This is a genomic window from Spiroplasma platyhelix PALS-1, from assembly GCF_021496725.1.
GTDB classification, from domain to species: Bacteria; Bacillota_I; Bacilli_A; order Mycoplasmatales; family VBWQ01; genus Spiroplasma_D; species Spiroplasma_D platyhelix.
In genome coordinates, this window is record NZ_CP051215.1 from 118,418 (window position 1) to 143,116 (window position 24,699).

Consider the following 24,699-nt stretch of genomic DNA (forward strand, 5'->3'; position numbering starts at 1 on the left):
ATGTCAAGAATTGGTAACCGTATTCTAACAATTCCAAATGGAGTTCAAGTTAAGTTAGATGAAAATAACTATTTAGATGTTGCTGGAAGTAAAGGGAATTTAAATAAGTTCCTTCCAAAAGGAATTAAAATTATCATTGATCAAGAAAAGAAAACTATTAGCACAGAAAGACCAAATGATAACAAACAAATGAAACAATTGCATGGAACTGTTAACTCATTAGTTAATGGTATGTTGATTGGAGTTTCTAAAGGCTTCACAAAGCACTTAGAAATTAATGGTGTTGGTTATCGTGGTAATGTGCAAGGAGATATTCTAAATCTTAGTTTAGGATACTCACACCCAATTAAGTATGATATCCCTAAAGGAATTACAATTGTTTCACCAAAACCAACTGTTCTTGAGATCAGTGGAATTGACAAACAATTAGTAGGTCAAGTTGCTGCCCAAATTCGTCAATTTAGAACACCTGAACCTTATAAAGGTAAAGGGATTAAGTATAGAGATGAAATTATTCGTCGTAAAGAAGGAAAATCAGCTGGTAAGTCTAAATAGACTTGCTAGGATGATTAAAGGAGACAAGTATGTTCAACAGAAAAGAAGCTCGTAAGATTCGTCATTTGCGAATCCGTAAGAAAATCGTTGGTTCAGAAATTAGACCACGTTTAAATCTTTTTAAATCAAATAATAGTCTTTATGCTCAAATTATTGACGATAGCAAGGGAAATACTATTATTGGTTTATCATCTTTGACTTTTAAAGATTTAAAGTCAAAGAAAAATATCGAAGCAGCAACAAAATTAGGTCACGAAATTGCTAAATTAGCAGGTGACAAGAAAATCAAATCAGTAGTGTTCGATCGTGGTGGGAATTTATATCATGGCAAAGTTAAGGCATTCGCTGATGCTGCCAGAAAAAGCGGATTAGAATTTTAGAAGGAGAAATTGCAATGAACTTAGAAGATAAAAAAGAAACTCAAGTTAGCTCAACTGCAACAGAAGCAAAGCAAGAAACTGCAGTAGCAAAAAATCCTAAAGATAGCGCAAGTACTAGCACTAGTCGTGCTGTAAACGCTAACGATACTAGAAGACCATTTCGCCCACAAGACAAAAATAAGTCAAATAAAGACCGCCCACAAAGAACAAGACAAGATTTTCGTAAACCAAAAGAACAAAGTGACTTTCAAGAAAAAGTTATTTGAATTAGAAGAATTAACAAAGTAACTACAGGTGGAAGAAGACTAAGATTTTCAGCAGCAGTTGTTGTTGGGAACAAAAAAGGAACCGTAGGACTTGGAGTTGCAAAAGCAAATGAAGTTAATGATGCCATTAAAAAAGCAATTGCAGCAGCTCATAAAAATCTAAAACAAGTATCAATCAACAAAGATTATTCAATCTACCATCATGGTATGGGTACTTATTGTGCAAGTAAAATTTTATTGAAACCTGCAAAAGAAGGGATTGGAGTTAAGGCCGGAGGAAGTGCAAGAGACGTTGTTGAACTTGCAGGAATCCAAAACATTTACTCTAAATCACTAGGGTCAAACAATAAAATCAACTTAGCAAGAGCAACAATCAATGGATTGAGCTCTCTTAAATCAGCAGAATTTTTTCAAAACAAAAACATCAAAAGAAAAACTACTCCAGTTACTTCTGTAGCTAGTTCTGATGTTAGAAAGTAGGAGGAGACTAAAATGGAATTAAAACTACATGAATTACAAGCAACTCCTTTTTCAAGAAAAAAACCTAAGAGAAAAGGAAGAGGAACTTCTTCTGGTCTTGGGAAGACTGCCGGTAAGGGAACAAAAGGCCAAAACGCTAGAACTGGTGGAGGAGTAAGACCTGGATTTGAAGGAGGACAAACTCCTTTATACAGAAGAATCTCAAAAAGAGGATTTACAAATCCAACAACTATTAAATATGCTATTATCAATTTAGATCAAATTAATAGCATTAAAGAAACTGATGTAACACCACAATTGTTATATCAATTAAAAATTATTAAGGATAAAAAACATCAAATTAAAGTTCTTGGCAACGGAACTTTAGCAACAGCTAAAAATATTCAAGCGCATAAATTTTCAAATGCTGCTAAGTTAGCAATTGAAAAAATTGGAGGAAAAGCTGAGGTGATTTAGGTGTTTAAGACCACTCGTGAATTAACAAAACAGTATAAAGAAGTTATTCTTCGAATCTTATTTACTATTTTTGTATTAGTGATCTTTCGAGTTGGTTCCTTCATTACTGCTCCAGGAGTCCATTTAAATGGTGATTTAAATGGCAGCAACAATAGTGGATTAGAATTCTTTAACCTAATCTCAATGTTGGGTGGAGGTGCGATTAATCGCTTCTCAATTTTCGCTCTTGGAGTATCTCCTTATATTACAGCTTCAATTATTGTTCAGTTGTTGTCAACTGATGTTGTACCAACACTAACAAGATGAGCTAAATCAGGAGAAAAAGGGAAACGCAAGTTAGAATTAATGAACAGAATTCTAACTGTTCCATTTGCCATTATGCAAGGCTTTGCAACAATTTTAGGACTACAATCTCAAGGCATCATTAGTGTTGACTGATCAAGTGGTTCTGGAGTTGGTCCAGCAATGTTTTACTACTTTTTGGTACCAATGGTTCTTTTAGCAGGAACTATGTTATCATTATGAATGGCAGATCAAATTACTAATCGTGGGATTGGTAACGGGATTTCATTAATTATTTTTGGTGGGATTGCTGCCAATTTACCATTTAATTTAGCTGCTACTTTTAAATATTGAGTAGGGCCAGATTCAAACAATGCTGTCATCTTCCAAGGAGCTTTACAATTTGCATTATATTTACTTGCTTTCTTGTTTATCATCTTGGTCGTAGTGTTTTTTAATGAGTCTGAAAGACATATTCCAATTCAACAATCAGGAAGTGGACTAACACTAAAGGGTGATAAGTCTTCTTATCTACCTTTAAAAATTAATTCTGCTGGGGTTATTCCTGTCATCTTCTCCTCAGCTTTAATCACTGCTCCAATGACAGTTGCTCAAATTATTCAAAGTGGCAACCCAAATAGTGGTTTTGCGAAATTTACGCAGAACTATTTGTCGCTTCAATCATGAGTCGGAATTAGTATCTTTGCTATCATGACGATACTGTTTACTTATTTATATGCTCATGTCCAAATTAACCCTGAGCAAATGTCACAAAACTTTCAAAAAGCAGGAACGTATATTCCAGGTGTCAAACCTGGCAAGGAAACAGAAGTATACATCAAAAGAATGTTAAATCGTTTAAGCACAATTGGTGCAAGCTTCTTAACATTAGTTGCAGTGCTACCATTCTTAATTTCTAAGGTTGCTAACCTGCCTTCATCATTAGCTATTGGTGGAACAGGACTAATTATTATGGTTGGAGTGGCTTTAGATACTGCAAAACAAGTTAAAGGAAGAATTACTCAACATTCATTCTTAAATTACAAAGAACAAAAAGTTTCTCAAGAACACTTATGATCTTAGTATTTATCAAACATTTATAAATAAATGTAAAAAAAGGAAGAACACATGAATTTAATTATTTTAGGACCTCCAGGCTCAGGAAAGGGAACTCAATCAGATTTTTTAGTTGAACAATATCACTTTGTTCATCTTTCAACTGGTGACTTACTAAGAGATGAGATTGTTGCTAAATCAGAAATTGGTTTATCAGCAAAAAGTTTTATTGATCAAGGTAAGTATGTTCCTGATGATGTCATGAATGGCATCATTGACAATAAAATCACTAATCTTAAAGATAACTTTATTTTAGATGGTTACCCTAGAACTATTGGTCAAGTTAAGTTTTTAGAAACAGTTCTTCAAAAAATCAATCACAAGATTGATGTGGTCTTATATCTAGAGATTAAAGAGCAAACGATTGTTGACCGTTTACTAGCAAGATTGGTTTGTCCAGTTTGCAAAACAACTTACAATCGTATCTCTATGCCACCAAAAGTGGATACTCTTTGTGATAAGGACCAAACACCATTAATTCAAAGAACCGATGATACTGATAGCAATAAAATTGTCACTCGGTTAAATGAATATAATGTATCAACACAACCTTTAGTAGATTACTTTAGAAGCAAGGGACTTTTAAAAGTAATAGACGCTAATCAAGATAACACAACAATTCGTCAGCAATTAAAACAAATTATTGAGGCAATTCATGGTTAGTATTAAAAGCGCATCAGAAATTGTTAAGATGAGAAAAGCTGGAAAAATTGTTGCAGAAATTCATCAAGAATTAGCAAAACTAATAAAGGTTGGAACAACAGGAAAAATGCTTGATTTAAAAGCAAGGGAAATTATTAAGAAACATAAAGCTACACCATCGTTTCTTAATTATCATGGATTTCCAGCAGTAATTTGTGTTTCGGTTAACGAACAACTAATTCATGGAATTCCTAATGATAGACCCTTCAAACTTAATGATCTAGTGAAAGTTGATGCTGGAGCAGCCTTTGAAGGCTACCACAGTGACGCAGCCTTTAGCATGTGCGTTGGCAAGCCAACAGCAGAGCAAGAAAAGATTATTAATGTTACTAAAGAAGCATTAGAGAAAGCGATTGAGATTATTAAACCAGGCATAAGAATTGGTGACATTGGTGCAACAATTCAAGCTTATGTTGAAAGTCAAGGCTTTTATTTACCAACATCATACACTGGTCATGGTATTGGTAAATCCCTTCATGAAGACCCAGCAATCCCTAATGTTGGTGTTGCAAATACTGGTATGAGGTTACATGCTGGTATGACCATTTGTATTGAACCAATGGTGCAAACTACAACTGATAAAGTTAGAGTTTTAAAAGATCAGTGAACTGTTGTAGCTACAGATAACAAACCAACCGCTCATTTTGAACACACATTATTAGTGACAAATGATGGTTGCGAAATATTAACCAAGTAGTACCTTGCAGTATTTTCAATACTGCACTACTTTAAAAAATTGTTAAAATATGATATATTTAGAGAGGTATTTAATGGCCAAAAAGAAACCACAACATCAAAAACAAAAAAGTACTAGTTCTACTGGTAGCAATAGTTTTGAAAAAAATAAGCCAAATACTATTTTATGTGAAGCTCAAGTTGTAGAAGTTTTACCAAATACAAAATTTAAAGTTTTATTAAAGGATTTTGATACAGTTATTGATGCAACTCCTTCTGGAAAAATTCGTTTGAATCACATTCGAATTCTTAAAGGAGATTTTGTTACAGTTGAGTTGTCAACTTATGATCTAACAAAAGGTCGCATCGTGTTTCGTCATAAAACTAATAAACCATCAAATTTTAACAATGAACAAAAATAATTAGGAGACAAAAATATGAAAGTACAAGCGTCAGTAAAGAAGATTTGTGACAAATGTCAAATAATTAAACGTAAAAACCGCAATATGGTTATTTGTGTCAACCCAAAACACAAACAACGTCAAGGATAATTAGGAGGATTATATGTCAAATATGAATATCGCTAGTAAAAGAATTGGACAAGTAAACATTCCTGGAAACTTGCATTCTGATATTGGTCTAACAAGAATTTACGGAGTTGGTAGAAGTAGTGCTATCAAGATTTTATCTGAATTAAGTATCAACCCAACTACAAAAATTGCTGAATTAACAGAAAAACAAATTAGTGCCATTAGTGCAGAAATTGAAAAAAATTACAAAACTGAAGGAGAATTACGAAGAGAAGTTTCTTTAAACATCAAACGTTTAATGGAAATTGGTTGCTATCGTGGGATTAGACATAGAAAAGGTTTACCAGTAAATGGTCAATCAACTAAAACTAACGCTAGAACTCGTAAAGGTCCAAGAAAAACTGTAGCTAATAAGAAGAAAGCGGCATAAAGGAGAAAATTAATATGATTAATAAATCAACTACAAAAAAGAAAATTAAAGTTAATCCTAATTTTCTTAAAGCAAAAGCTTACATTAAAGCAAGCTTCAACAACACAATTATAACTATTACTGATGTTAACGGGAATGTTATTGCTTGATCTAGTGCTGGAGCTGTTGGCTTTAAAGGAACAAGAAAATCAACTCCTCATGCAGCCCAAAAAGCAACTGAAGCTGCAGGGAAAACAGCCATGGAACATGGAGTTAAAATTTTATCAATTTATGTTAACGGGACAGGACCAGGAAGAGAACCAGCAATTCGTAGTTTACAAGCATTAAATTTTGAATTACATGAATTAAGTGATGTAACACCATTACCACATAATGGTTGTCGCCCACCTAAGAAGCCAAGAAAATAGGTGAATGGAATGAATCAATTTTTAAGACCAAAATTTCTTTTAAATCAAGAAGATCCAAATGAAAATTATATGGAATTTAATGTTAGTCAATTAGAACGTGGCTTTGCTACAACTTTAGGTAATGCTTTAAGAAGAACACTATTATCTTCTATCCCTGGTGTTGCAATTTATGGAGTAAGAATTCAAGGTGTGAACCATGAATTCAGTACAATTAAAGGTGTTGTTGAAAATGTTTCAGAAATTATCTTAAATATTAAAGATATTGTTCTAACATCTAACAACATTGCTGCAGATAGCAAAATTGAAAACTTAACTTTAAATGTTAAGGGTGAAGCTGCCGTAACAGCAGGAGACATTGTTTGTCCAACTGGTGTTGAAGTTGTGAATAAAGATTTAGTTATTTTTCACACAACTAATCGTAATTTAGGTTTAGAAGTAGAATTTTTTGTTAAGAAATCTCGTGGTTACGCAAGTTTTGAAGAAAACAAAAAATTAGTTGGAAACAGTATGGGAATTATGGCAGTTGATGCAAACTTCTCACCTGTAACTAAAGTAACTTACAAAGTAGAACCAATTACAAAAACTATTAAAGGCGTAGATTATGAAAAATTATTGCTAGCTATCCAAACAAATGGTGCAATTAGTCCTGCTAGTGCCATTTCAATGGCAGCAAAAATCTTTTTTGGCCATTTAGAATTATTTATTAATTTAAGTGATGAAGTAAGAAACTTTGAAGTAATTGCTACATCTGACAATAAAGAAAATGATAATTTAAATCTAGTTCTAGAAGACTTAGACTTATCTGCTCGTTCATACAACTGTTTGAAACGTGAAGGATGTAAGACTTTAGGTGACTTCTATCACAAAAAACTAGTTGAATTGAAAGACATGGAAAATTTAGGAGATAAATCATTAGAAGATATTATCACTTCTGTTCTAACAGTTTTTCAAATCGACAAAGATGCGATTGATCGTATTATTAAGAGTTTTAAAAAGAACTTTGATAAATGAAAAGAAAAATCATTAGAAAATATTGTTGATGAATATAAAGATGAAGGGAAATAAGGGAGGCAAATAATGTCATATATTAACGATAACGGGTTTACAACTAGTAAACAGTATGGCCAATTACGTGATTTATCTAGCCAATTGATCTTACATGGTAAACTAGTTGTTACTGAAAATACTGGTAAGAAGTTGCAAACTTTTATTGAACCATTAGTAACACTAGCAAAACGTGGTGACCTTCATTCAAGAAGAATGGCAATTGCAAAATTACGCAAAATCACTACAAAAGAAAGTGATAAAGATGTTGTGATTCAAACACTATTCACAACAATCGCTCAAAGATATCAAGATCGTAATGGTGGTTACACTAAATTAATTAAGATCAACCCAAGAGCTGGAGACAACGCTAAAATGGTGATCATCACATTCGTATAGAATGATGATTTAAAAAAAGATGCTGAAAAGGCATCTTTTTTTTGTAATGTCAGTATGACAATAACTATATTCATGTTTATAATCAATTATATATCAGAAAAAAAGGAGAGGTTTAAATGAAAAAAGGATTAATTTTACTAACAAGTTTAGTACTAACAGGAACTGCAGTAGCTCCAGTATTACAGCAAAATAACACACAAGAAATAGTAACTCCTTTGTTCCTAGTAAGGGACAATGTTGATTTAACATTACCAGAAAATGAAGATTCAAAAACTGTTGAATTAAAAAATTTAAAAAGAGGCTTAAATGAAATTTTTTTAGTTGATGAAGTTGTGGGTGTTAGTGAATCAGCAGCAACAATAAAATATGCTAATAATAATCAACAAGAACTTATTTGATCAAATGATGAAGATGTAAATATTCTGTTAGAAGGAATTTTAGAACATAACGGATTTATCACTAAAGCAGAATTAAATATTTCACTTATCGATAATAAAGCAAATAATGTTGTTATTTCTTGAACGCAAGATGATAGTGAGGAAATTTTATCTGCTGTCATTGGAGAATTAGATTGAGAAATAATGGGTGTTAATCCAGCTGATTTTTTCACTAATGATATTGAATTTAAATATTATTTATGAATGAAGTTAAAGTAGAATTAAATAGTTAAAGAAAACTTTACTTAAAAAGATGCTGATTAGCATCTTTTTTATCTTTTTAAAAGTTTAGTGATATGACAATAAAAATATTCATATTTATAATCATTATATTATAAAGAAGGAAGGGATTATTCATGAATAAAGAACAAAATCAATCTCATAGTAATCTTAATAAAGATGTTACAAAATCATTAAATGAAATTTTTGAATTTGTTGACACAATTGACTTAACAAATTTAGCAGCAGAAGATATTGAAGTTGATCTACCTAATTTTTATCAAGGATTGATGGAACTTAGAGCACAAGCAAGAAAAGCAGAAACAAAAAATCTTCACATCTACCTAACTAATCCAGAAGGTGAAACATTTGGTGGTAGAGCCGCTTTTCCATCTGACTGATTAGTGATTGCCTTTTTAATAGAAAAGCAAAGTTTAAAAATTAATCGAATAACATTTAAAGCGACAGCAAAAGCTCCATATCTTAACACAATTTTGGTTTATTATAATCATCCAGAACTTTTTCCACCCAATTATCAATTAGTTGATGAAATTGGTAGAATTAATTGACTTCAGATTAACATGAAATTATGAGAGTCATATTGAACTGAAAGCGTTAAATTAACTTATCAACTAAAAATTTAGTTACTAGTATTAAGAATAAAAAAAATACTTTTTAAAAAAAGTATTTTTTTTATTCTTTGATATATAGACAAATAATTTAAAAGTGATATATTAAGTTCTTAGTTAAATTTATATTAATAATATTATTAATATTATAATAATATATGAAAGAGGATATTATGAAGCGATATAATGGCTATGTTGATAGTGTGAAGGCAGAATTTGCAGAAAGAGTTTTTAGCAGTAGAAAAAGAGTAATTAAATTTATTGCTATTTGCTTTGTTCCTTTTTTATATGCTTTTATTTGTATCTGAGCATTTTGAGATCCAATTCCTAAGATTGGTGAAGCACCCATGGCTATTGTTAGCAATGATGCACCAATTAATTTTATTGTTGGCAAAACATCAGATGGGAAATTAGCTGCTGGTGAGGCCTATAGTTATATTGAAGGTGGTCAGCCAGTTGTTATTGATGATAGCACTGATTGAGGTGCTATTGCTGATGGTACCGAATTTATCACAACAGCAGGAACAAAAATTGTTAAGTCTGCATCATTTATTCATAATAAAATGTCATTAGTTGACAACTTAGTGGATGCCTGAAAGTCAGGCAGTGTTGACAATATTTCTTATGATCAAAATAAAGATAAATTTACTATTAAAGTTAATGAGACTATGTCGCTAACAAATTTGACTTATTTAAATGGTGCAGCAGCAAAAGAAATTGCTGAGCCTAAGTCAGATGGTTCTTGAGATGTTAAGAATGAAAGAAAATATTGAGCTCAAATTCAAATGCCAACAAAACTATCCAGTGATGTTCTAGGTTATTTTGATGCTAGTTTACAAAGAGCTTTTAAGTTACCAGTAGATGAGAATCAAGCGAAGGATCCAAGTGACTTCCTTACTGATTTGCAAAAAAATAGTATGCATTTTTGATCAACTTACAAGCATAATTTCTTATTTGGTCAATTCATGTATATTTTTGATGAATTTAAAAGTAGTTTATTAGTTGACTTAGGGCCACAAGTTATCAGTCAAATGATTTCTTTAATCATTCAAAACTCTCTAAATAACATCAAAAGTCAACTTGTCTTTACTGCTCCAGAGAATGCTGCTAAGACACTACCTATAGCGGGTGACCATGGTTCATCAGAGTTTCATAGTGTTTACTTTAAAGTTACGCAAGGAACAGAATATGTTATTCGTAATAAAGAAATGATTGATGCAATTAAAGCTGATACTGATTTTTCTAGTTGAACTATGCCAGAAAAGAGTATTGAAGGGACAACAGGAACAGATATCAGTCAACCTTGAGGAACAGATGGGTTTTTAAGCGTTCTTTCTGATAATTGGAATCAATTGATGCAAAGTCAAAATGGTGATCTCATTGCTGGTAGTTTAGCAACGACACTAACTAAAAAAATTAATAGTCAGTTAATTGAAAAGAACTTAGGAAGTCTAACAATTGATAGTGATGGAATTAAAAAGTTATTTTCAACAGCAGGAAATATTGCTGGATTATTAGAGCAAGATGGTACTATCATTCCAAATGATAGTAATGCTAACTTTCCAATTAAAGCTACTGGACCAATTGCTAGTCAAGTAACTGATTATAAAAGTTTAATCACTGTTGCTTCAGGTCCACTTCATACACAGTTTAATTTAATTAGTATTTTATCTGCTAATAGTAAAACGAGTACAAGTGCTTATGTCTTGCCTTTTGGAGATTTAGCAAAACCACAAAAAGGAACATTTAACTATAATTTACGTCATGATGTTAATGCTATTATGTATCTGGTTCTTGGTAGAGATGTTGCTGAAAATCAAACTCAAACATTAATTGCGCCTAGTTTATTTGCATTAGATGGATTATTGCCTAACTTAGATGACTTTATCAAAACGACTATTGTTGGGAGTCAATTTAATCCTTATGGGATTGGATTAGGACAGTTCTTCTTATGTATTGGATTATGAGTTGGTACTTTAATGCAAACATTTGTTTATGATCGAGCTAAGCGAGTTAAGAAAGCTAAGCCATGAGCATGATACTTATCAAAAACAACTTTAATGCTTGTTACAGCATGAATCCAAACAACAATTTTGATGATTACTGTTTACGCTTTAGGTTGATCAGTTATGGGTTCAGCATTTGGGTTGATGTATTTATGAATGATGTTTACTGCAACTGTTTTTGTTGTCATTCAGCAAGCTTTATGGTTTAGTGTTCAAGATGAAACAGTTGGTAAGTTTTTAATAATTCTTTTATTAATTATCAACTTATCTTCTGGATGAGGAACTTTTCCAACATTTATGCAAGCAGGAATCTTTGATGTTTTAAGTTATATTGCACCATACACTTATTCAATGCATGGTCAAGGGGTCATTATTTATAGTATTGCCATTAATGGTGCTAATTTAGCTGATACTTTATATATCTTGCAACAATTAGGAATTTTGATAATTTGAACTGTTGGTTTCTTAATTATTGGGTTACTAGCTTCAATTTTAAGAAATCGCGAAATATATTATGGAACTTGTAAGAGTAAGAAACTCGCGAAGATTTTGATGGAAGAAAAATTAACTAAATATGTTGATCCAAAAACAAATAAAGCAATTTGAAAAAAACTGCCAAAAGAAGAGATGCCAAAAGTTCGCAAAAAAGTAATAAAACGTTTTCCAGAAGAAGGTCAGTATCAGTGGTACAAAGATTGAAAGGCAAAAAATAATCCTGATAAGCCAGTCACAGCTTCTGAGAGTGATGATGAAATTATGCGTCGAAATAATTAATTGCAGTTTAAAAAAAGTTCATTCTCTTTAAGAATGAACTTTTTTATCTTAGTATTAAAATTGCAGGAATTAGAAATTTAATTCGAACTCAAGTTTTACATCTTTAGTTCAGAATGGTGCCATGTCGATTCCTCGTCAATCAAATCGGTTGATTACTCTAGAACTATTTTTTACTTCGTCTTTTTCTACATAACTATATTGTGCCATAAGGTAATTTGCATATGGAGTTCCACCTGAAACTTCAAGTTTTATTTCAGTGAAATGTACTTGATCATATCCTAATATTCCACGTAAACCACTGTTGTCAAAACTTGATTCACTTTCAATTACTGTTCCATCTGGAGCTGTTAAAATCATAAGACTAGTTTGTAGTGATTTTCCAACACTATCATTTAATAGTTGTGTTAAATTAGGTGTATCTGCTTTAACATTACCTCATCATGGCATTGTTAGATCAAGAACATCAAGTGATTTAGTCTGTTCTTGAATTGCAGCATCTTGTGTCTTAGTTTGACTTAGTAATGGAGTTACTGCAGTTCCTGTTATTAGTAAACTTGTTAGTAAAAATAATCCTTTTTTCATAATAATCCCCCTTTAAAAATTATTCTTTGAAATTATATCTCTTAGAAAAAAATTAGCAAGACCACTAAAGTATGAAAATAATTTATTTTTAGTTTATTTATATAAAATATAAATTGATATTTGTAAAATTATTGGTATAATATTATAAAAAAAGTGAACAAAGGTGAGCAAAAGTGAACAAAGGTGAAAAAAATATAATAAAAGCTGATAAAGAAAAAAATATTTCTTTAAGCTTAAAACACATCACTTATCGCTACAAACCAGAATATCCAGATGCTGTTCATAATGTTTCAGTAGATATTAATCATGGTGAATATGTAACGATTATTGGTCATAATGGTTCAGGCAAATCGACACTTTCAAAAATTATAATCGGTGTTCTTCATAAACAAAAAGGAGATATTAAAGTATTTGGTCATTTAGTAACTAATAAAAATATTAAAACTTTAAGAAAATATTTAGGGATTGTTTTTCAAAATCCTGACAACCAATTTATTGGTTCAACTGTTCGTGATGATATTGCCTTTGGCTTAGAGAATCATTTAATTCCACCAAAAGAAATGCCAGAAATTATTTCAAAAGCAGCAAAATCTGTTGGGATGGAAAAGTATTTAGATCATGAACCTTTATGACTATCAGGTGGACAAAAGCAAAGAGTTGCGATTGCATCAGTCTTGGCTTTAGAACCAGATATTATTATCTTTGATGAAGCAACTAGTATGCTAGATCCGAAAGGAAAAAGAGAAGTTAAAGAAATCATTTTAAAATTAAAAGCAGATCGTAATAAAACTATTATTTCAATTACTCATGACATGGATGAAATTCTTCATGCTGACAAGGTTATGGTGATGAATAAAGGTAAGTTAGTTCGCTTTGATACTCCAGAAAATATTTTAAAAGATTGAGAATATCTACAAAGTATTCATTTAGATATTCCTTTTGTGCTAAAAGTAGCCTTAGGATTAAAAAGTCATGGAGTTAAGGTGAAACAAACTTTAAGTGAAGAGGAGTTAGTGAAAAATTTATGCCAATTAGATTCAAAGAAGTAAGTTATATCTATTCACCAAAAACTCCCTATCAGTATCAAGCTTTAGATAAGGTTTCTGTTGAGATTTCTGATCATAAAATTATTGCAATTATTGGTGAAACAGGAAGTGGAAAGTCAACTTTAATTCAACATATCAATGGGTTACTAATTCCAATGAATGGTGAAGTTGCAATTAATGATTTTGTCATTAAAGCTAATAAGAAGAAAATTCGTGATATCAAGCAAATTCGTAAGCAAATCGGATTGGTTTTTCAGTTTCCTGAGTATCAATTATTTGAAGAAACAATTGAAAAAGATATCATGTTTGGTCCAGTTAACTTTGGTGCAACAAAAGAAGCAGCAAAGAAGCTTGCTAGTAAATATATTAATGTTGTTGGGATGGATGATAGTTACTTGCCACGGTCACCATTTGATTTATCTGGTGGTCAAAAAAGACGGGTTGCTATTGCAGGAATTTTAGCCTTACAAGGTCATACTTTAATTTTAGATGAACCAACTGCCGGTCTTGATCCAGATGGAGAGAAAGAATTACTAAAGTTATTTTATAATCTCAACAAAGAAGAAAATAAAACAATTATCTTGGTTACTCACAACATGAATCATGTTCTTGAAGTAGCAGATGAAGTGATTGTCTTGCACAACACTAAAATTCTTACTAAAGCAGATCCAATTACTATTTTTAAAAATCAAGATTTGATTGCTGAAACAGGGATTGAACCTCCTAAAGTTTATAGTTTTATTTATAAACTCCAACAAGCTGGGTTTGATACAAGTAGTCTTACTGCAAGAAGCACAAAGGAACTAATTGAGCAACTAGCAGCAATTTTAAAGGAAAAGAAAAATGAAAGTTAGTTTTGGCCGATATCTACCATTAAATTCAATTATTCATAAAGTTGATCCAAGAATTAAGTTAGTAGTCTTAATTTCTCTAATTGTTTCAATTTTCTTCAATACTGGGTTCACAGGATATTGTATTATCGGAGCTGTTATTCTTTTAGTATTTTTTAGTGCTCGTCTACCTTATACTTTATTAATTCGCTTACTAATTCCAATGTCTTTTATTATTGTTATCTTATTTATTTTGAATTGTTTCATCATTAAAGGAAATTCTGAGAATATTGGTGTGATTTGAAATTGACAGTTTTTAACTTTATCTTATCGAGGGATTTTTAGTAGTGTCTACATTGGTCTGAGAATTTATTTGATGATCATCACAACAACAATTCTTACAACAACAACGCAACCATTAGACTTAACTCTAGCATTAGAAGATTTGATGATGCCATTGAAGTTGATTAGATTCCCTGTTCACATCATCTCAATGATTATCTCAATTGCTTTACGTTCAATCCCAACTTTATTTGATGAAGCTGGAAGAATTTTAAAAGCACAAGCATCAAGGGGAGTAGATTTAAAAAATGGTCACTTTAAAGAAAAAGTTAAAGCTTTAGTTTCTTTGATTATTCCTTTATTAGTTTCTGCTTTTCAAAAGGCTGAGGATTTAGCTTATGCGATGGATTCAAGAGGATACGATCCGCAAGGAAAGAGAACAAGATTTCGTCAGTATCATATTGATTTTAAAGATGTGCTTTTCTTTGTTCTTGGAGTTGGACTTTTAGCTTTCATCATCACTTATAAATATCATCCAGACTTTATGCCAAGAATTCCAATTGATCGTTTTGTTATGTAAGATATGAAAAACAATTTAAATAGTAGTAGTGTTAAGATGAAAAAACCAACAACTTATTGTGTCAGAGTTGCATATGATGGAAGTCATTTTTCAGGATGAGCAAAGCAAATCGGATTAAGAACTGTTGAAGGAGAAATTAATAAAATTTTAAGAGCAATTTTTCAAGTTGAGATTGCAATTAATGGGGCTAGTAGAACAGATAGTGGTGTTCATGGCTACGATCAAGTTTTTACTTTTGCTTTGCCTTTTTGAATGGAACCTAATAATTTAAAAGTAATTTTAGAGCAACATTTCACTCGTGACATCAAAATTAAGAATGTTACAGTAGTTGCAAATAAATATGATATTCGTAAGCATGTTAGATATAAAGAGTATCGCTACTACATCAACACAGGCGCTCATAATCCTTTTAAAATTAACTATCAGTTGCAGTATTGTAAAAAAATTTCCTTAAAAAAATTAAGAAAAGCTTTAAAATTATTTACTGGACGCAATTATTTTTATAATTTTAGTGGCCTTGCAAAAGGAGATGCTAAAAACCCTTATCGGAGAATTGACAAGATTAGAGTCTGACAAAGAAAAGGCCAGCTAACAATTGTGGTTAAGGCTAAAGGATTTGTGCGTTATCAAATTCGCTATATCATTGGAGCAGCACTTGATTATTCGCAAGATAAAGTAACGTTAGATGAAATCAAACAATACTTATCAGCAAAAGAAAAAGAAAAGTATCCTTATCCTAAAGCTTCTGCTTCAGGATTGTATCTTTATAAAATAGTTTTGAATTAAAAAGTCCTCAATTAATTGAGGACTTTTTAATTATTTAATTTTCTTAGCAAATATTTTGTTGACACTGAAATGAATCACTAAAATCATTAGTGTAGAGAAAACAAATGTGAAGGCAGTATCAGAGATTCAATGGAATCTTTCAACAACTAATGAAAAGTTCATAGATAGAACATGAGCTAGTCAGAAGATGAATAAGACTTTAATTTTTCAATTAACTTTATCATTATTCTTATTTTTTAAAAATAGTAGAATTCCTGTTGCAGTACAATAAGTTGCATTGACATGGCCGCTAGGGAAAGCATATTCTCAAGGTAACTTGAATCTTGGCATGTAGGCATTTGAATCTACTAAATTAAGACTTGGTTTTCATCAAGGATATTGTAACTCTCAAGGAATATTGCTAGCATGATCAGCACCATACCCATATTGGAAACCAGAATTTTTATAGGCTTCTAATAAGTCAGGGCGAGTACTAATTAAGTCACCAAAGATGGCATTGTAGTAGTAAGTTCGACTTGTTGTTCCTTTTAAAACAACAATCACAACATAAGTAATAATCACATAACTTAGACCTTTGACTGCTTTCAATCAAAATTGTTCTACAAGAATTCTTTGTTTCTTAACTAAATGGTAACGAACATAGTAAAATCCTAAAACCAAGAGCATAGTTTGAAGTGTGAAAGCAATAATTGCTCCGGTCAGTTGATATTTAATATCATCAAGTAAAGTTCTATCAATTCCTTTACCAAAGCCATAATCAGTATTTGGTATTAAAATAATATTAATCAGATTAAAGCCAACTCAACCGATAAAAATAATAATATAATATGTGTCAACAACTCAATAATTTTTTTTAAAGCCTTGTTTTTTTTGATTGATTTTTGTTAGGAATAAAGTTTCTAAGATGATTGCTATGTAAACAAGAATAATGACAACCAGTTCTGTGTTACCTAATTGTTCATAAAAGCGAGTTCAATATTTTCCAAATTCAGATTGTAAACCTTTAGCAAGTTCTTCTGAGATTTTATAATCAACACTATATCAACCTGTAGCAATTACTACACCAGCACTAACTAAAACAATAATTAGCAGTGGAATAAAAAAGAAAAAGAAGCTTGAATTTTTTTTCACAAAGAAATTAATTTTATTGTTATTCTTCATTTAGTTTCCCTTAAATGTAAATTATTTATAGGTTTAAGTTTACCATGTAAGAAAATAAAAATTAAAAAAAATATCAATAAACTATTAAAAAATAGGTTTAGATATTTATTTTTTTCATGTATAATATTGTAGGTTTGAATAAATGGCGGTTGTGGCGTAGTGGTCTATCGCATCGGTTTGTGGAACCGACATTCGTGGGTTCAAATCCCATCAGCCGCCCCATTAATTTTAAATTATTAAGATTTTATCAATATTGATAAAATCTTTTTTATTTTTCTTCTTTTTCTCAAGGGAGTTTTTGATAATTAATTGTATATCACATAATTTGGCGATGGATAGTTATTAAAGCAACATGGTAGCAGCTAATAATTAAAATTTTTCATCAGTCATTTTTTAAAGTTTGAAAGTAATCCAAACTTGTGTGGTAGGCAATAGCTTCAGCAAACATATAGCAAGCAGCAAGTCCGAAAAAAGTTAGTCAAAGAAAACCAAATAAAATTAAAAGATAACGATAAAGTTTTGGTTCGTAACCTTTGTTGTCAGTTTTAATTTGATAGACTGTTTCATAGATGCTATTGCTGATGCTAAAAGCATACAAAATACCTAAAAAAATAAAATTTACAAGCAAAGTTAGAAGAATATTAATTAATTTTGCTTCTGTTGTTTTTATTAAAACACTGCCTAGAATAATGTAAATTATCATAATAATTAAATTAGCAATTGTTAGAGTAAAAAATATTTTTTTCCCTCAATATTTAATAATATTTTGTTTCATCTATTTCTCACCTATTCTATTTTAATATATTTTATACACATATTAGATAATAATTAGTGCTTTTTTCTTTTTCCCTCAATAATAAATATGATATTTTTTAAGATTAATTTTTAGAAAGGGGCTTAAGAAGTGTCCATTGAAAGTGAAATTAGAAAAAAACGTTTAAGATTAGGATGAACCCAAGTTCATTTAGGTGAAGTTGTTGGCGTCAGGCAGGCAACAATTAGTCGAATTGAAAGTAATGCAAAAAAGACATCCTGAGGCTTATTACAAAAAATTTTAATTGCTTTAAATGTTGATATTAATGATGTTAATACAATTACTAATAATTTTATTTTAAAAGAAAGTGATTTTGATTTATTTTTGAAATTATTATTAGCTAATTCAGAATTAAAAACTAATATATTATACAATCCAATTCATTGTGCTCGAGTAATTATTGATGCTTATAATAAAGGATATTTAAATTTTAGTAATAAAAGATAAGTGATTTAATAAAACAAAAACCCTTGTTAAAGTTGATTTTTTAAATATAATATAGTTATTAGTAGTGATGGGTGAGGTAGTAGAGATGAGAAAAATCTTTAAACTATTAAGCACTAGTTTAGTTTTATTAAATAGTTCAATTGTTTTAGTTGGTTGTCGACCAACAACTCTGGGCGAAATATGAATTATTACTGAGGGAGGAGACTTATTTGATAAAGCATTTAATCAACAAGTTCTTGAAGGTAGTCAAGATTTTGTTGAAACTTTTAATGCTAACCGTGAAGTAATTAGTAACATTCCAGGTTTTGAGCAATGAAAAGATCAACCTGCTCGAATTAAATGAATTATTTCTAAAGATGGAGAATTAGCAACCCTACAAAATAATTATAATATTGCTAGTTATGCTGGAGCTAAAACAATTATTTGTGCGGGGTATCGTCATATTCCAGCATTAACTCCTGAAATTCAAAAAATTTATGCTGATTTAGGAGTAAGATTTATTTTGATTGATTCATTAATTAAAAATCCTATTAATCTAGCAGGGATAACTTATGCTGCAGAAAAATCTAGTTATCTAGCAGCTTTAGCAGGTGCTATTTGGTTAGTTGCTAATCATGAAAAATATCAAAGTAATGGATTAAAGATGTCAACTTTTGGTGCTATACCAACTGATGTTGTTGTTGAAAATATGATAGGTTACTATTGAGGCGTTTATTATTTTAATTTAAAAAAACTGATGATAGCAATATCTTAACAATGATTAACCAAATTAGATCAGCACAAGGTTTAGCAGATATGAATTCATCAGAATTAGCAAATTATAATATTACTTTTGATAAATTAGAAAATAGTTTTACTGGTGGTTTTGAATCAGGAACTCCAAACGCAAAAGCAATTACTTCACAATTAATTAATGATAGAAAAACTGATATTGTTTTTCCAGTTGCAGGAGCACAAACTACTGATTTGATTTCAGCAATTGTTAATTCACCTTCTAATAAAGCAGCAAAAATTATTGGTGTTGATGTTGATCAGAGTGAACAGTATGATTATGCAAAGGAATATTTTTTAACTTCTGCAAAAAAAGGAATTCGTGAATCAGTAGACTGAATGTTGTGAAATTCTTTTAACTTGAAAAATGATGAAGGTACTATTTCTGATTATCCTGATAGTGAAAAATATTTTAACAGTGAGATTCCGCCATTGGCAGATAAAAAATATATCGGTATTTTTGATAATTTATCAATTCAACCAATTTATCAAAAACTAATTGAACTTGATGATACATATTGAAATTTAGCAGATAAAGTGATGGAGATGTTTAAAAAACTTTCAGATGATTTAGCAAATAACACTAACTCAAAAAAATGAGATAATGCTTGACAAACAGTTATTGATGTCAACATTCCAGATTATCGTCCAGATTTTTAATTAAAATACTTGCATCAAAAAAAGTTTTATAATACAATTCACCAGATAGGAGTTATCAATGAGATATCATATACTGGGATTAAAAAAAATATATTTTTATTACAAAAGAGAAAGTTTTTTATTTTCTCTTTTTTTATATTTGTTAAAATAAATTAAATGATGAAAGAGGACAAAAATAAATGAGAAAAACAATTAAGATAATGGTAGCATTACTATTTGCTTCAACAACTTCAGGTTCAATAGTTGCTTGTACAAATCCTTTTTCTGACTCCAATATTTTTCGAATTACGATTGTTACAGATGGACATACTATTACTGATCATTCTTTTAATGAATCGTCTTATCAAGGTGCTTTAAAATTCAAATCGAGTTTTGAAGCATGAGTTGCTGATGCAAGTAGCACTGCTCCTGATGAATTAAGAAATAAAAAAGTTGTCATCACACCAATTCAACCAGCAACAACAGATTTAAATACTTTACTTTCAAGTTATGGTCAGGCTGTTGTGATGGATAGTAAAGTAACAATTGCTTCTGGTTCAATTCAAAGTAGTGCTTTGGTTGCTGCCCAAAATGGGTTTTTAAAAGATCGTATGCGTTACATTTATGTTGACGGCGATACTCCTAATAAAGATGTTTCTTATCAAAATAAAAATCTCGCAGGATTACTTTATAAAGCTGAACAAGCAGGTCTAATGGCTGCTCTAGCAGCAGAGTCTTGATTGATTGCGCATGCGCAAGAATATGGCGGTTATGGTAACTTAAAAATGTCAACTTATGGAGGACTTAATATTCCAGCGGTAACTAATTATATGTATGGATTTTATTGAGGAATTCAATTGCTAAATAATAGTGAAGATTCTAGTCCAATTATTTCAGAGATTAAATCATGAATTAAAGATTTGAATCCTGATTTTGATGATAGTCAGCCAGTACCAAAAATTGGTTTTGTTGAACTTCCTAATCAGTTTACTAATAATTTTGATCAAGCTTCTTCTGAATCTAAATCGGTAAATAGTTTACTTGTTGAAAATGGCGCAAACATCATCTTCCCTGTTGCTGGGCCTCAAACATCTGATACGCTATCAGCAATTCAATCTAAAAGAAAAAATTATAAAGTGATTGGTGTTGATACTGATCAAGCTTTACAGTACACTGAATCAGCTGATTATTTTCTAACGTCAGCTTTAAAAGATATCTCTAATTCAGTTGACTATATGTTATGAAGAGCCATTAATTATGATGAAACACCTGCTCATGGCGAATTGCCAGTAGGTGAACAAGATAAAGTTTTTAAAGAAGATGCACTAAATCGTGGATTTGAAGAAAAATTTATTGGAATTGCTGACAATAAAGCGATTAGTCCGATATATAATAAAGTTATAAGTAGTCCAGAGTTAACAAAAGCAGGAGGTTTTATTGAAAAAGTTTCAGAAGGCTGACAAAAAGTTTTAGATCATAATGGTGATTATTGAATTTATGGTAAGACAATCAATCCTTTTGAATAATAGTAAGAAAACTTAGGAAGGTATATTGAAATAATGGCAGAGAAGACTATTAAATATGCAGTGGAGATGAAAGGGATTACAAAAATCTTTTTAGATACCATTATTGCTAATAATAATATTTCTTTAAAAGTTAAAAAAGGTGAGATTCATGCGTTGGTTGGCGAAAATGGCGCAGGTAAATCAACATTGATGTCAATTTTATTTGGTTTGTATCAGCCAACAAAAGGGTTAATTAAAATTAATGATAAGCAAGTTGTGATTTCTAATTCAATTAAAGCAACAGAATTAGGAATTGGGATGGTGCATCAACATTTTAAGTTAGTTGACAACTTTACAATGACAGAAAATATTATCTTAGGTAGCGAATCAGTTGTAGGTTGACAGTGATTAGATTTTAAAAAAGCTAAGAAGCGTATTGTTGAACTTTCAAAAAAATATAAGCTCAATATTGATCCTAATTTAAAGGTTGAAAATTCTAGTGTTGGCATGCAACAAAGAGTAGAAATCTTAAAAGTTTTATATCGTGGTGCAGATATCATAGTGCTAGATGAACCAACAGCAGTGCTAACACCACAAGAGATAACTAGTTTATTAGAAATTGTTAAAGAATTAAAAAATTCAGGAAAGACAATTATCTTTATTAGTCACAAATTAGGTGAAGTAAAGGCAATTGCTGATACAGTCACAGTAATTAGAAATGGTAAGGTAGTTGAGAGTTTTCTTGCATCAGAAAAGACTAAAAGTGAAATTGCTGCTTTAATGGTAGGACGAGAGTTAGTTGCAGTTAAGAATCAAAGTAATATTGAATTAGGTCCAACCCTATTAAAAATTGAAAACTTACATGTTAAGAAAATGAATAGTGGTGCTAGTGCAACTAAATTTAAATCTTTATTTAAGAAAAAGAAATCTCGTAATCATGAGCAAATTTTAGGATTAGAAAAATTTAATTTAGAAATTAAAGCAGGTGAGATTGTTGCGATTGCTGGTGTTGAGGGTAATGGTCAAAGTGAATTAATTTATAGTTTGACTGGTTTGATGAAAGTGACGAAAGGAAAGGTTTTTTTAAACAGTCAAAATGTAACTAATTTTAGTGCTCGTAAGTTGTATCATCATGGCTTAAGTCATATCCCAGAAGATCGACATAAGTATGGTCTGGTTTTAGATTATACTGTGATTGATAATATGGTCTTACAAAATGTTGATCAGTATCCCTTTTCTAAATTTAGTTTATTAAGAAAGAAAGCAATTCAGAATTATGCGCAAAAAATTATCAGCAGCTATGATGTTCGTGGTAGTGATAGTGGGTTTGCGTTAGCAAGAGGTCTATCAGGTGGGAATCAACAAAAAGCTGTTGTTGGACGAGAGTTAAATCGTAAGCATCAACTTTTAATTGTGGCTCAACCAACAAGAGGATTAGATATTGGTGCGATTGAATACATTCATCAAAAACTTTTAGAAGAAAAAGAAAAAGGCAATGCTGTGTTGCTGATTTCTTATGAATTATTTGAAGTGATGACTCTAGCTGATCGTATTGTTGTGCTGCATTCTGGCAAAGTTACTGGTGATGTTAGTGCAAAGAATATTAAAAAAGAAACACTAGGTTTGATGATGGCTGGTCAAAAATGAAGTAACATCAGTCCAAAATCTACTGGAACTAAAAAAGCAGAAAGGAAATAGCAAAGATGACAAAGTTTCAACAAAAAAGATGATTCTGGACTCGTCGTAGTCGGCTTTTTCTTGGTTCAAAAGAACTACAAGGTAGTGTCAGCAAATTTAAAGGTTCAGTTTTTGCAGTTATCTTAGGATTAATTATTGGGTCTATTGTTATTGCAGCAACAGGAAACAGTGCATTTACTTATTTTCATTATTTATTGTTCTTTGCTTTTAGTAGTTATGGTTACAACAATTGAGATAACACTTTAGTTTGATGAGCAATTTATATTGTTGCTGGTCTTGCCTTGGTGATGTCTTTTAAAACAGGAATGTTTAATATCGGAGTTGCTGGACAAATGTTAGCTGCTGGTTCAGTGGTGATTGCAATTGGGATTAGATACGATTTTTCTCAACCGATTGCGATTATTGTTGCTCTAATTGCAGGAGTGCTAGCAGCAGTATCAGTTGCTTTAGTGACAGCTTTACTAAAAGTTTGGTTTAATGTTCATGAAGTGGTGACCTCTATTTTATTAAATTGAACAATTTGATATCTAATTAAGTGATTATTCACAACAAGCAAAGATTTATATGATGATAGCAGAGGAGCAACTTTACAATTACATGATAGTATGAATTTTGCCATATCAGGTTACAAATTCATTTTGCCTTTAATTCTAGCTTTTGTTTTGGTGGTTGCTGTTTGATTCTTATTAAAAAAGACAACTTTAGGTTACAAAGTTAAGACAGTAGGATTAAATCCTTTTGCTGCTGATTATGCAGGGATTTCTCGTCGTCAGTATGGTCTTAGTTCATTTATTATCTCAGGAGCCCTAGCAGGAGTTATGGGAGTGATTTATTATATCGCAATGAATCCATCTTTAAGTTTTGCTACAGATGCTTTACCAAGTATTGGGTTTGATAGTATTTCAGTTGCCTTGGTTGGACAAATTAATCCGTTTGGAACAGTGGCTGCTGCCTTTTTATGAGGACTAATCAAAAGTGGTGGACCAATTGGTAGTGTCGGTCTAGGAATTCCAAATGCAGTGAGCGACATCATTTTTGGAGTGATTATTTATTCAGCTGCTTGTGCAATTTTACTTTCAAAGATTGCTCCAATTAAATTTTTAATTAGTTACTTTAATGTAGAATTTAATAAGAATAGAAGAAAAAAATTCCATCACTATATCAGAAATATTTGAAAAGATTTTATGAAAACTTTTCAAATTAAAAAAGCCTATAATCACAAAATTAAAGCATGACAAAAAGTAAATAATAAAGAAAAAGTTGATGAAATAAAAAATAAAGAACGAATTACTTTAATTAATGATAAGAAAGATAATATTCAGGTCTGTAAGTCACAAATGCAGCAAGAGTGACAAAGTTTAAAAAACTTTTTCCATCAAGAATACGATAGGATTTGAACTTCAGGTCTTAAAGGAATTAATAATAAAGCAACGCAAGCAAAGAAGCAAGTGTATGCAGAAAATTTAAATCATTATATTAACACCAGAAGTACTTATGAAGAAACAGTGCACAGTTTAAGTCAAGATTTTAAAGATAAAGTTACTGTATTGAGTAGAGAAAATGCACCTGAGTTACACCAACGCATTAAAGGTTTGACTCATCTTTATAAGCAACAAGTTAAGATTGAAACAAGTAACTTCAATCAACAATTTTATAAATTGATTGATGAAGAGCAAGAAAAGTTGATGGTGATTCAGAAACAACTAAATAAAGCCAAAACTGCCTATCATAAGAAAAGTAAGTCAGCAAAAAAGAAAGCAGGTAAGTAAAG

Annotated in this window: 29 protein-coding genes and 1 tRNA gene; 27 read left to right on the forward strand and 3 right to left on the reverse strand. The window is 30.8% G+C overall.

Annotation, left to right across the window (positions count from 1 at the left end):
* The 16 genes from rplF (at position 1) to SPLAT_RS00625 (ending at position 11,787) form a co-directional block, all read left to right on the forward strand.
* The gene (rplF, locus tag SPLAT_RS00550; RefSeq protein WP_168105138.1) at positions 1 to 555 is read left to right on the forward strand and encodes a 50S ribosomal protein L6; all 555 of its coding nucleotides are present in this window, start codon (positions 1 to 3) and stop codon (positions 553 to 555) included.
* 29 nt (positions 556 to 584) lie between these two features.
* Positions 585 to 935, forward strand: a complete 351-nt coding sequence (gene rplR / locus SPLAT_RS00555; RefSeq protein ID WP_168105139.1) for a 50S ribosomal protein L18 — start codon at positions 585 to 587, stop codon at positions 933 to 935.
* A gap of 14 nt (positions 936 to 949) precedes the next feature.
* Positions 950 to 1,681 (forward strand): 30S ribosomal protein S5, encoded by a 732-nt coding sequence (rpsE, locus tag SPLAT_RS00560; RefSeq protein WP_168105140.1) that lies wholly within the window; start codon positions 950 to 952, stop codon positions 1,679 to 1,681.
* 18 nt (positions 1,682 to 1,699) lie between these two features.
* Positions 1,700 to 2,137 carry a 50S ribosomal protein L15 gene (gene rplO, locus SPLAT_RS00565; RefSeq protein ID WP_168105292.1) on the forward strand — a complete coding sequence of 146 codons (438 nt, stop codon included), beginning with the start codon at positions 1,700 to 1,702 and terminating at the stop codon, positions 2,135 to 2,137.
* Positions 2,138 to 3,502, forward strand: coding sequence for a preprotein translocase subunit SecY (gene secY, locus SPLAT_RS00570; protein WP_168105141.1), 1,365 nt, complete (start codon positions 2,138 to 2,140; stop codon positions 3,500 to 3,502).
* A gap of 45 nt (positions 3,503 to 3,547) precedes the next feature.
* Positions 3,548 to 4,198: an adenylate kinase gene (locus tag SPLAT_RS00575; RefSeq protein WP_168105142.1), complete on the forward strand. Its 651-nt coding sequence runs from the start codon at positions 3,548 to 3,550 to the stop codon at positions 4,196 to 4,198.
* Positions 4,191 to 4,934 (forward strand): type I methionyl aminopeptidase, encoded by a 744-nt coding sequence (gene map / locus SPLAT_RS00580; protein WP_168105143.1) that lies wholly within the window; start codon positions 4,191 to 4,193, stop codon positions 4,932 to 4,934. Before SPLAT_RS00575 ends, map begins: the two co-directional genes overlap by 8 nt.
* A 160-nt stretch (positions 4,935 to 5,094) precedes the next feature.
* Complete coding sequence (gene infA / locus SPLAT_RS00585; RefSeq protein ID WP_235083235.1) at positions 5,095 to 5,334, forward strand: translation initiation factor IF-1; 240 nt, start codon at positions 5,095 to 5,097, stop codon at positions 5,332 to 5,334.
* 15 nt (positions 5,335 to 5,349) lie between these two features.
* Entirely contained in the window at positions 5,350 to 5,463 is a 114-nt protein-coding gene (gene rpmJ, locus SPLAT_RS00590; RefSeq protein ID WP_168105145.1) for a 50S ribosomal protein L36, read from the forward strand.
* 22 nt (positions 5,464 to 5,485) lie between these two features.
* Positions 5,486 to 5,872, forward strand: coding sequence for a 30S ribosomal protein S13 (gene rpsM / locus SPLAT_RS00595; RefSeq protein WP_168105293.1), 387 nt, complete (start codon positions 5,486 to 5,488; stop codon positions 5,870 to 5,872).
* A 14-nt stretch (positions 5,873 to 5,886) separates the two neighbouring features.
* On the forward strand, positions 5,887 to 6,279 hold the full coding sequence (rpsK, locus tag SPLAT_RS00600) for a 30S ribosomal protein S11 (RefSeq protein WP_168105146.1): 393 nt from the start codon (positions 5,887 to 5,889) through the stop codon (positions 6,277 to 6,279).
* A 9-nt stretch (positions 6,280 to 6,288) separates the two neighbouring features.
* Positions 6,289 to 7,344, forward strand: coding sequence for a DNA-directed RNA polymerase subunit alpha (locus SPLAT_RS00605; RefSeq protein ID WP_168105147.1), 1,056 nt, complete (start codon positions 6,289 to 6,291; stop codon positions 7,342 to 7,344).
* Between the two features lie 12 nt (positions 7,345 to 7,356).
* The gene (gene rplQ / locus SPLAT_RS00610; RefSeq protein ID WP_168105148.1) at positions 7,357 to 7,722 is read left to right on the forward strand and encodes a 50S ribosomal protein L17; all 366 of its coding nucleotides are present in this window, start codon (positions 7,357 to 7,359) and stop codon (positions 7,720 to 7,722) included.
* Between the two features lie 116 nt (positions 7,723 to 7,838).
* Entirely contained in the window at positions 7,839 to 8,378 is a 540-nt protein-coding gene (locus SPLAT_RS00615) for a hypothetical protein (protein ID WP_168105149.1), read from the forward strand.
* A gap of 137 nt (positions 8,379 to 8,515) precedes the next feature.
* Entirely contained in the window at positions 8,516 to 9,022 is a 507-nt protein-coding gene (locus SPLAT_RS00620) for a hypothetical protein (protein ID WP_168105150.1), read from the forward strand.
* 158 nt (positions 9,023 to 9,180) lie between these two features.
* Positions 9,181 to 11,787 (forward strand): hypothetical protein, encoded by a 2,607-nt coding sequence (locus SPLAT_RS00625; protein ID WP_168105151.1) that lies wholly within the window; start codon positions 9,181 to 9,183, stop codon positions 11,785 to 11,787.
* Between the two features lie 69 nt (positions 11,788 to 11,856).
* On the opposite strand, the gene SPLAT_RS00630 is transcribed toward SPLAT_RS00625, so the two are convergent.
* Positions 11,857 to 12,369 (reverse strand): hypothetical protein, encoded by a 513-nt coding sequence (locus tag SPLAT_RS00630; RefSeq protein ID WP_168105152.1) that lies wholly within the window; start codon positions 12,367 to 12,369, stop codon positions 11,857 to 11,859.
* A gap of 173 nt (positions 12,370 to 12,542) precedes the next feature.
* On the opposite strand from SPLAT_RS00630, the gene SPLAT_RS00635 reads away from it, so the two are divergent.
* From SPLAT_RS00635 to truA, 4 genes are read left to right on the forward strand one after another with little or no spacing between them, the layout of a single operon-like run.
* A complete protein-coding gene (locus SPLAT_RS00635; protein WP_168105153.1) occupies positions 12,543 to 13,418 on the forward strand; it encodes an energy-coupling factor transporter ATPase in 876 nt (291 codons plus the stop codon).
* The gene (locus tag SPLAT_RS00640; protein WP_168105154.1) at positions 13,394 to 14,269 is read left to right on the forward strand and encodes an energy-coupling factor transporter ATPase; all 876 of its coding nucleotides are present in this window, start codon (positions 13,394 to 13,396) and stop codon (positions 14,267 to 14,269) included. Before SPLAT_RS00635 ends, SPLAT_RS00640 begins: the two co-directional genes overlap by 25 nt.
* Positions 14,259 to 15,107 (forward strand): energy-coupling factor transporter transmembrane component T family protein, encoded by an 849-nt coding sequence (locus SPLAT_RS00645; protein WP_168105155.1) that lies wholly within the window; start codon positions 14,259 to 14,261, stop codon positions 15,105 to 15,107. The genes SPLAT_RS00640 and SPLAT_RS00645 overlap by 11 nt, the downstream gene beginning before the upstream one ends.
* A 3-nt stretch (positions 15,108 to 15,110) precedes the next feature.
* On the forward strand, positions 15,111 to 15,893 hold the full coding sequence (truA, locus tag SPLAT_RS00650; protein WP_168105156.1) for a tRNA pseudouridine(38-40) synthase TruA: 783 nt from the start codon (positions 15,111 to 15,113) through the stop codon (positions 15,891 to 15,893).
* Between the two features lie 30 nt (positions 15,894 to 15,923).
* On the opposite strand, the gene SPLAT_RS00655 is transcribed toward truA, so the two are convergent.
* Positions 15,924 to 17,054: a phosphatase PAP2 family protein gene (locus tag SPLAT_RS00655; RefSeq protein WP_168105157.1), complete on the reverse strand. Its 1,131-nt coding sequence runs from the start codon at positions 17,052 to 17,054 to the stop codon at positions 15,924 to 15,926.
* A 145-nt stretch (positions 17,055 to 17,199) separates the two neighbouring features.
* Here SPLAT_RS00655 and SPLAT_RS00660 point away from each other — a divergent pair.
* Positions 17,200 to 17,276 (forward strand) — tRNA-His (locus tag SPLAT_RS00660).
* 46 nt (positions 17,277 to 17,322) lie between these two features.
* On the opposite strand, the gene SPLAT_RS00665 is transcribed toward SPLAT_RS00660, so the two are convergent.
* Positions 17,323 to 17,829 carry a hypothetical protein gene (locus SPLAT_RS00665; protein WP_168105158.1) on the reverse strand — a complete coding sequence of 169 codons (507 nt, stop codon included), beginning with the start codon at positions 17,827 to 17,829 and terminating at the stop codon, positions 17,323 to 17,325.
* 129 nt (positions 17,830 to 17,958) lie between these two features.
* Here SPLAT_RS00665 and SPLAT_RS00670 point away from each other — a divergent pair, with 129 nt between their 5' ends.
* The 6 genes from SPLAT_RS00670 to SPLAT_RS00695 all read left to right on the forward strand — a co-directional run bounded on the left by SPLAT_RS00670 (position 17,959) and on the right by SPLAT_RS00695 (position 24,697).
* Positions 17,959 to 18,315 carry a helix-turn-helix transcriptional regulator gene (locus SPLAT_RS00670; protein WP_168105159.1) on the forward strand — a complete coding sequence of 119 codons (357 nt, stop codon included), beginning with the start codon at positions 17,959 to 17,961 and terminating at the stop codon, positions 18,313 to 18,315.
* Positions 18,316 to 18,400: 85 nt separating this feature from the next.
* Positions 18,401 to 19,069, forward strand: coding sequence for a BMP family ABC transporter substrate-binding protein (locus tag SPLAT_RS00675; protein ID WP_168105160.1), 669 nt, complete (start codon positions 18,401 to 18,403; stop codon positions 19,067 to 19,069).
* Positions 19,070 to 19,071: 2 nt separating this feature from the next.
* Positions 19,072 to 19,746, forward strand: coding sequence for a type 1 periplasmic-binding domain-containing protein (locus tag SPLAT_RS00680; protein WP_168105161.1), 675 nt, complete (start codon positions 19,072 to 19,074; stop codon positions 19,744 to 19,746).
* A gap of 179 nt (positions 19,747 to 19,925) precedes the next feature.
* The gene (locus SPLAT_RS00685; protein ID WP_168105162.1) at positions 19,926 to 21,251 is read left to right on the forward strand and encodes a BMP family lipoprotein; all 1,326 of its coding nucleotides are present in this window, start codon (positions 19,926 to 19,928) and stop codon (positions 21,249 to 21,251) included.
* Between the two features lie 33 nt (positions 21,252 to 21,284).
* Entirely contained in the window at positions 21,285 to 22,928 is a 1,644-nt protein-coding gene (locus SPLAT_RS00690) for an ABC transporter ATP-binding protein (protein ID WP_168105163.1), read from the forward strand.
* A 5-nt stretch (positions 22,929 to 22,933) separates the two neighbouring features.
* Positions 22,934 to 24,697 (forward strand): ABC transporter permease, encoded by a 1,764-nt coding sequence (locus SPLAT_RS00695; RefSeq protein ID WP_168105164.1) that lies wholly within the window; start codon positions 22,934 to 22,936, stop codon positions 24,695 to 24,697.
* Positions 24,698 to 24,699 lie beyond the last annotated feature (2 nt).